The sequence below is a fragment of the Flavobacterium sp. genome (assembly GCF_035760125.1).
Lineage (GTDB): Bacteria > Bacteroidota > Bacteroidia > Flavobacteriales > Flavobacteriaceae > Flavobacterium.
In genome coordinates, this window is sequence record NZ_DASTTN010000229.1 from 1 (window position 1) to 7,829 (window position 7,829).

5 protein-coding genes are annotated in these 7,829 nt (G+C 32.9%); 1 reads left to right on the forward strand and 4 read right to left on the reverse strand.

Annotated elements, in window-relative coordinates; translation table 11 throughout:
• The first annotated feature begins 42 nt into the window (after positions 1-42).
• Positions 43-546 (forward strand): CAP domain-containing protein, encoded by a 504-nt coding sequence (locus VFS71_RS08350; protein ID WP_326400504.1) that lies wholly within the window; start codon positions 43-45, stop codon positions 544-546.
• 69 nt (positions 547-615) lie between these two features.
• Here the strand turns inward: VFS71_RS08350 and VFS71_RS08355 are convergent, their stop codons facing one another.
• The 4 genes from VFS71_RS08355 to VFS71_RS08370 form a co-directional block, all read right to left on the reverse strand.
• A complete protein-coding gene (locus VFS71_RS08355) occupies positions 616-2,568 on the reverse strand; it encodes an OmpA family protein (RefSeq protein WP_326400506.1) in 1,953 nt (650 codons plus the stop codon).
• A gap of 49 nt (positions 2,569-2,617) precedes the next feature.
• The gene (locus tag VFS71_RS08360) at positions 2,618-3,274 is read right to left on the reverse strand and encodes a hypothetical protein (protein WP_326400508.1); all 657 of its coding nucleotides are present in this window, start codon (positions 3,272-3,274) and stop codon (positions 2,618-2,620) included.
• Between the two features lie 94 nt (positions 3,275-3,368).
• Positions 3,369-4,280, reverse strand: coding sequence for a type IX secretion system membrane protein PorP/SprF (locus tag VFS71_RS08365; RefSeq protein ID WP_326400510.1), 912 nt, complete (start codon positions 4,278-4,280; stop codon positions 3,369-3,371).
• Positions 4,281-4,420: 140 nt separating this feature from the next.
• A partial coding sequence (locus tag VFS71_RS08370; protein ID WP_326400512.1) for a DUF7507 domain-containing protein occupies positions 4,421-7,829 on the reverse strand: 3,409 nt, incomplete at its 5' end.

The following is a 7,829-nucleotide window of genomic DNA, read 5'->3' on the forward strand; positions in this document are numbered from 1 at the left end:
AGTTTGCCCCACAATCTACTTTAAACTTAAACTACTATTATTATGAAATCGAAAATACTTCGTTTGTCTATATTTGTGGCAATTTTGAGTTTTATGGTTTCTTGTACTGCTGATGATACTTCTTCTCAAGAAACTTCAGAAAACTTACCAATTGTATTGAACTATGAATATAGTCCGGCAGAATTAGAAACAATGGCTTTGATTAATAATTATCGAGTAAGCATAGGTTTGAATGCCTTGGAAAAAATTAATCACGTTTCATATAAATCAGAAGAACATGATAATTATATGATTGCCAATAATGTTGTAAATCATAATGATTTTGAGGCACGTTCATCAAATATTATGAAAGTTTTAAATGCCAAAAATGTAAGTGAAAATATAGCTTACAATTATAATAGTGCCCAAGGTGCATTTGATGCTTGGTTAAGAAGTGAAGGCCACAAAAAAAATATAGAAGGCGATTTTACACATTTTGGTATTTCAATCAGAGAAAATCCTGTAACGGGAAAAAAATATTATACCAATATCTTTGTTAAGATTTAAAATCAAAGCATGATAAAAACAAAAAAACTACCTAAATGGTAGTTTTTTTGTTTTTATGATTAATGATAATTATAGAGCTGTTATAATAAATTCACTTCGTCTATTTTGTTGATGCTCATCGTCTGTACATTTTACCCCATCAGAACAATTATTAATCAATTTATTTTCTCCATAACCTTTACTGGTTAGTCTATTTGGAGCGACACCATTTTTAATTAACCAGTCTTTGGTTGATTTTGCTCTTCTGTCCGATAATCCTTCATTGTATTTGCTAGAGCCACGACTATCAGTATGGGAGCGAATGTCAATTTTCATATTTGGATATTGGTTCATTACATCCAATATTTTTGCTAAATCCAGGGCGGCTTCGTCTCTAATAATGGCTTTGTCAAAGTCAAAAAATATCCATTTAATTCCGAAGCATTTGCCTAAATCATCACCTACTGCCACTTTACATAAAGCTTTTTCAAAAGCTAAATTTAATTCAGTTTTACAATCGTTTTCAGCTATTGTAACTGTTTTCTCTGTAGTGGTATAATCTTCTTTTTCGGCTCTAACGCTGTATGTTTTGTTGGATTCTAAATTAGTGAATAAATAATTACCATTGGAATCAGAGTCAACACTACTGATTATTTTATGTTGATCATTATAAAGAGTTACTTTGGAATTTGGCAGGACTTTTGCAGAAACCATTTCTGTTATGGCTCCATTTAATTCAGGTTTACATTTAGGCATAAGTCTTTTAGTTTCCAAAAATTGATATATATCATCATACCCTTTTCCTCCATCTCTATTAGAAGAGAAAAATCCAATTCGATTCTTGGTATTTATTAAATAGGCAAAATCATCTTTTGGAGAATTGACATCGGCTCCGACATTTTGTACTTCACCGAAAGTTCCATCTGGATTAAGTTTGGAGACAAAAATATCCAAACCACCAAGTCCAGAGTGTGTATCGGAAGCAAAATAGATTTCATTTTCATCGCTTACAAATGGAAATGTTTCTTTTCCCGGAGTATTAATTATTTTACCCAAATTTTCAGGACTTCCGTAGCTACCATCACTATTGATGCTAGCTTTAAAGATATCGGATTCACCGATGGTTCCAGGCATATCCGAAACAAAATACAATGTTTTCTCATCAGGACTAAGTGCTGGATGTGCTGTGTTATAATTGTTGCTATTGAATGGTAATTCAGTAACATTTCCCCAATCATCGTTTACAAAACTGGCTTTATATATTTTTATTAGAGTAACTTTATTCTCATCTTTTCCTTTTTTTCCATCCAAATAATTGTTTCTTGTAAAGTACATAGTTTTACCATCTTTTGTGAAAATTGCACTGGCTTCATGGAATTTAGATTTTACGCTTTTTGAGAATTTACTTGTTTTGGAAGGAGTTAATGAATCACCAGTTAAATCTGATTCATACAAATTTGTAAAGTATTGATCAGTCCATGTATGTTTTCTTTGCCCCAAGCTTCCTGTATCTCTTGAAGATGTGAAAACAAGTTTACTTTCATTATAAAAAGAACTTCCATAATCAGAATACTTAGTATTAATTCCAGCATCTTTTATTTTATATCTTCCAGAATTGGCTTTAATTTTATCTAAGTAATTTACTTCCTGAATATAAATTTCACCTTTTTTATCGTTTCCTGATTTTTCATTGTAGATTTTAAGCATTTCATCGGCTTTTTTGGTATCGCCTACAGATCTAAGACAGTAAGCATATCTATAATAGTATACAGGGTCAACATCTGTTGTTAAGACAAATAATTGGTCATACCATTTTACAGCCTTATCTAACTCAGAATTAAAGAAATATGCATTACCTAATTTTTGGTACATCTCAGGTGATTGATATCCTTTTTCGGCAATTCTTTCGTATGTTTTTATTGCGTCAATATAGGCGTAATTATCGTATTTTTTATCTGCACTCGATACTTTGGCTTTTTGAGCATAATTGCTGAATGAAGCAAAGCAAAATATCGTTAGGTAAAGTACTGTAATGTTTTTCATAATAATTATTTTTAGAGATCTATAATTGTCTTCTTGATTATTGTTAACATTATTTACTAGTTTTGTTACTAGATAATTGATTGAATTTTTTAAAAAATTCGTCGGATTGTTCTGTTTTACCCATTGCTTTTAAAGCTATAGAATAACGATAATAATATTCAGGTTCCAAATCAGTAGTCAAACTGAATAATTTGCCATAGCATTTTTCTGCTTTTTCTAATTCATCATTGAAAAAATAAGAATTGCCTACTTTTTTCAACATATCTATTGACTCGTAGCCTTTATCTGAGACTCTTTCATAAGTTTTGATAATATCAATATAAGCATATGAGTCTGTTTTTTTGGGTTTATCAGAGATTGATATTACTGAACTTTTAATTTTCTTCAGAGAATCTGATGATTTTAGAGTAGGCTCAGCGTGTTCAACTATTACTGCATCCTCATATACAGGTGTTATTGTTCTTTTATTATTTGGACCTAAATCATAAGTCCGAATTAGTTTAGGATCCCTTACATCGTATACAGTTTTGAAACCTCCAAATTTCAATGGACTTGTTTCTTCTACATGGTAATATTTTATTTTTTTATTAGTTTTTTCATTCTTACTATTTGAATTGACTTTAGTTTCTTCTATTTTTTTTTGTGTCCAACAATTGAATGAAAATAAACTTACAATTACAGTATAAAGTAGTATTTTATTTTTCATAATATTTTTTTAAAAAATTAAACGCTTTTTATTTAGTACTTAAGATTTGATCTAAATCTTCTTATCCATTAAAAAGGTAAAATATTTTAATGTATTAGAAGAATCTAGGAGTCACCATTTTACTATTTTTCTTAAATACTTCATAACGTAGAAAGATCTCGTGGGAACCAGAGTTATAATTGTCTAGTTCTGTAGTTTCAAAATCATAACTGTATCCAATATAGAAAGCATCAGAAACTTGGAAACCAACCATTGCACTCATTGAAGCGCTCCATCTATAGGCTAAACCAACCACAAATTTTTCATTGAACATAAAGTTTCCGGAAACATCGACTTGTAAAGGAGATCCCTCCACTAATTTAGTCATGAAAGCAGGTTTGAATTTTATTGTAGGATTTAAATCGAAAACATATCCACCTATCAAGTAGTAATTCATTTTTTCTTTATAAATTGCTACATCATTGTCATTATAGGCATTTGTTTCTATAAAGCTAGGCACTGAAAAACCTACATAGGCTTTATGTGAATGCAAATAAATACCGGCACCTATATTAGGTGAAAACTCATTGTTAAAATTTTGAAATTGTGGGTCGCTTTGATCGCTTGGATTTAATTTATTCACATCAATGTTAAATAGATTTGCGGTTCCTTTTATACCAAATGATAATTTATACGATTCAGACACTGGAATTGTGTAAGATATATCTGCTGATAGTGAATTACTAGTTGATGGACCAATTTCATCATTTATTATAGAAACACCTAATCCTAATTTACTATTATTAAATGGTGTGTTTGCAGACAATGTATTTGTGACAGGAGCACCATCAAGGCCAACCCACTGTGTACGATGCAAAGCAAAAAAGCTTAAGGCGCCTCTTGAACCTGCATAAGCAGGATTCACATTTATTGTGTTGTACATATATTGAGTATATTGAGCATCTTGTTGCGCATAACTTACAATGGCTGTAAACATCATAACGATTGAAAATAATTTTGTTTTCATAGTTAGCTATTTGTTGGTTTAAATTGACTATTTTTCAATAGTATAGTTTTGAGGATTTATTGATTAATATTATAGTCTTTTTATTAAAGATGATAAAAAATACTCCAAGGAGAACTCCTCAGAGTATTTTTAAGTTCAATTTATTTTGCCAAATAGAGATAACCATCTTTTTTGATTTTTTGGGTATTGCCAAGACTATCAATTGCGTCGTAACTTAGTATATAGAAATATGTTCCTGTTGGTAAACCTTCATTTTTATTAATTGTTGTTCTTCCTTCAGATCTTCCTCTAAATGCGTTACTATCGTTGTAATTTTCTTTTTCGAATACTAAAACTCCCCAACGGTTGAATATTTCTACCTTAACATTTTTAAAGCAATCATTGTTTTCTACATTATCAATTTTGAAAAAATCATTGTGTGAATCTTCATTTGGAGAGAAAGCATTGTGAACAACTAGAGTTTCACAAGGAAGCACATTGCATTTGGCATTTATTCCCATTTCTAAAATTATGCTTCTTGGACAATTACCGGTAATTTTATACTCAAAATGGTAAATGCCTACCGCCACTCCAAAAGGATTTAGAAAACTTCCTTCTAATGCTCCCGTATGGTTAGTATCAATATCAATCCAAGTTCCGCCTGATGGAGTTCCTTCAGGAAGAAAATCAGATAAATTCACTTTAGTTGTATCATCGTTACAAGGAAATTTTTCTGGTGAAACTGCTATGGTAACAGGTTCAATTCCTGCAACATTGATAGTAATTGTCGATGTAGCACAATTTGTTGGATTTGCAGCTTCACAAACTTGATAATCAAAAACATATTGACCAGCTGCTACACCATTTACAAATGTTACATTTCCGTTCTCATCAATATTGATATTTTGTCCGATAGCACTCAATAATTTAAATTTAAAATCACTGATATTTGCCGGAGAACCATTCAATAAATCGTTGCTTAGTGCATTACGGATTGCATCAACAATAGAACATTGATCCACGCTAAATAAATCAGGTGTCGCTTGTATAGGAAGAGGGATCTTTGTTACATTAATGGTAACTATTGCAGAATCACAATTACCAGCATCAGCTATTTCACATATTTGATATGTCAAAGTATATGTACCGGTAGGAGTATTTGGTTTTACATCAACAGTTCCATTAGTATTTAAAATTATGCCTCCTTGTGGATCTGGAATCAAAACAGTTAATTTTACATCTGCGGGATTTAATACTTCTGTATTTAATGTGTCATTTGTAAAAACATTTATTACGTTTTTCACTCCATTTAACCCTTCAAGTGTACTAGCAGTGTCATTAACGGCATCAATTTTGAATGTTGGTCTAGAGGTACAAAATGGATCAGATGGCGGATAATTTACTACAATGGTTTGGCTAGGATTTAATGTAAATGTTATTGAAGCAGTTGGTCTAAGATTTTCAAAACCATCAGGACCTTCAATCCATTTTCCATCCACTAATAACCAACCAGGCCAATCAGTTCCATTACCGTTTTGATCTACAGTTGCCCCAGGCCATAGTACTTTTCCATTTAATGGTAAGTTAGCCATAGTTGCAACCACATTATTATTACTATCAGTCCATGTTAATGTCAATCCATTTATAGGAGTGAAATTATTGGCAGTAGTTGAATAGCTGAAATAAGGTACATCATTAATACAAATTCCTTCTCCAGAAACAGTCATACTTGGTGCTTCTATTGTCACAGTTACTGTAGCTGAATCACAATTGGTGCTATTTAATTTTTCACATATTTGATATATCAGTGTTTGTGTACCAACAGGAGCGTTTGGTAATACATCAATTGAACCATTGGCATTCATTTGCAAGAAAGGATTTGATGTTACAGTTGTTAGAATAACATCGGCTTGATTTACAGCAGCTCCATTTAATTTGTCATTGGTGAATACGTTGATTACATTTGCCGTAATTTGATTGACACCTACAATTATTCCCGCATTATCATTGAAGGCATCAATTGGATTGGCATTCTCGTTCACAATTTCATCATCTTTAGCACTGATAGGTGTGTTGTTCGGGGTTAATCCATCAGCTGTGGCGATATTGGTAACCGAGCCATTATTTAAATCATCCTGTGTTACTGTATAGCTTTGTGTATAATCTGAACTTGCTCCTGGAGTGAGTTCTTCTATAATAGTATCGAGCCCTGTTAATGGGTCTTTTACAATTATCTGATGTAAAGTTACATTACCAGTATTTTTTATTTTTATCGTATAGTTTATTACATCTCCAACGGTATTATAACTGGTTGTAATAGCTGTTTTTACGACTGTTATTTCAGGTGATTGTGTAAGCGGTGTGATAGTACAATCTGGACATATAGGGTCAATTGGACATGTTGTACAAGGAGTTGGATCAGAAGATGTATCTGTCACATTTGATCCAGTGGGAGGAGTTCCTGTAACTGTGGCTAAGTTGTAAACAACCCTAGTATCGATATCTTTTTGTGTAATTTCATGAAATGCAGTAAAAGTATCACTATCAGATGCGCCCGGAGCAAGAGATGCAATTGGGCCACCTAAAACATTAGCATTAATATCTGTAATCTTAATGTCAGTAAGAGTTATATTGCTAGTATTAGTTACAACAAAATTATATATTATTTTATCTCCAACATTAGTTATACCATCTTTATTAGTGTCTTGATAAGTACCGTCTTTAGTTACTGTTATAGAGCATGAATTTATTGTTAGAACAACTGGAGTACGACTAGAACTTAAACAAGAAGTGATGTTATTTATAGCTTGTGCGTAATAAGTAATACTTCCTACTGTATTATGTGTTGGATTTTGAACAATTGTACCGCCTGAAATAGAAGTATACCAATCAATGGATTGTCCTTCAGGTACATTTGCGATTGCTGTTAAAGTTTGTATTGAAGAGTTCATACATTCTGTTATGTCACCTCCTGAAATTGGTAAGTCGGGTAATTCATTTACCGTTATTGTTGTTGTTGTTTGACAGCCAATATTATTAGTAAAAGTAATTACAGTTGTACCATTATTTACGCCTGTTACCATTCCTGTAGAAGAGACAGTGGCTATTGACGAATTAGATGATACCCATGCATCAGATGCAGCAGCAGTTGCGGATCCTGTTAATTGTGTTGAGGAATTTACGCATACACTAAGGATACCTGAAATCTTTAGTGTAGGATCCACGTTCACGGTATAGGTTGATGTGGCCGTTGCCAAGCCGCAGGCATTATTGCTGGTTACAGTTAGGGTCAGTGTCACGGTTTTTCCTTCGTCGGCTGCTGTCGCAGTATAGGTAGGTGTGAGTGTGGTTTCATTACTCAAAGAACCGGCTCCGTTGTGGGTCCAAGAGATGCTTCCGTTGGATGCAGTGGCTCCGCTTACCGTTGCCGAAGCATTGGAACAGATGGTTTGGCTTCCTCCATTGGCAGATGCCTGAGGAAGAGGATCCACGTTCACGGCATAGGTTGATGTGGCCGTAGCCGAACCGCAGGCATTGTTGCTGGTTACGGTTAGGGTCAGTGTCACGGTT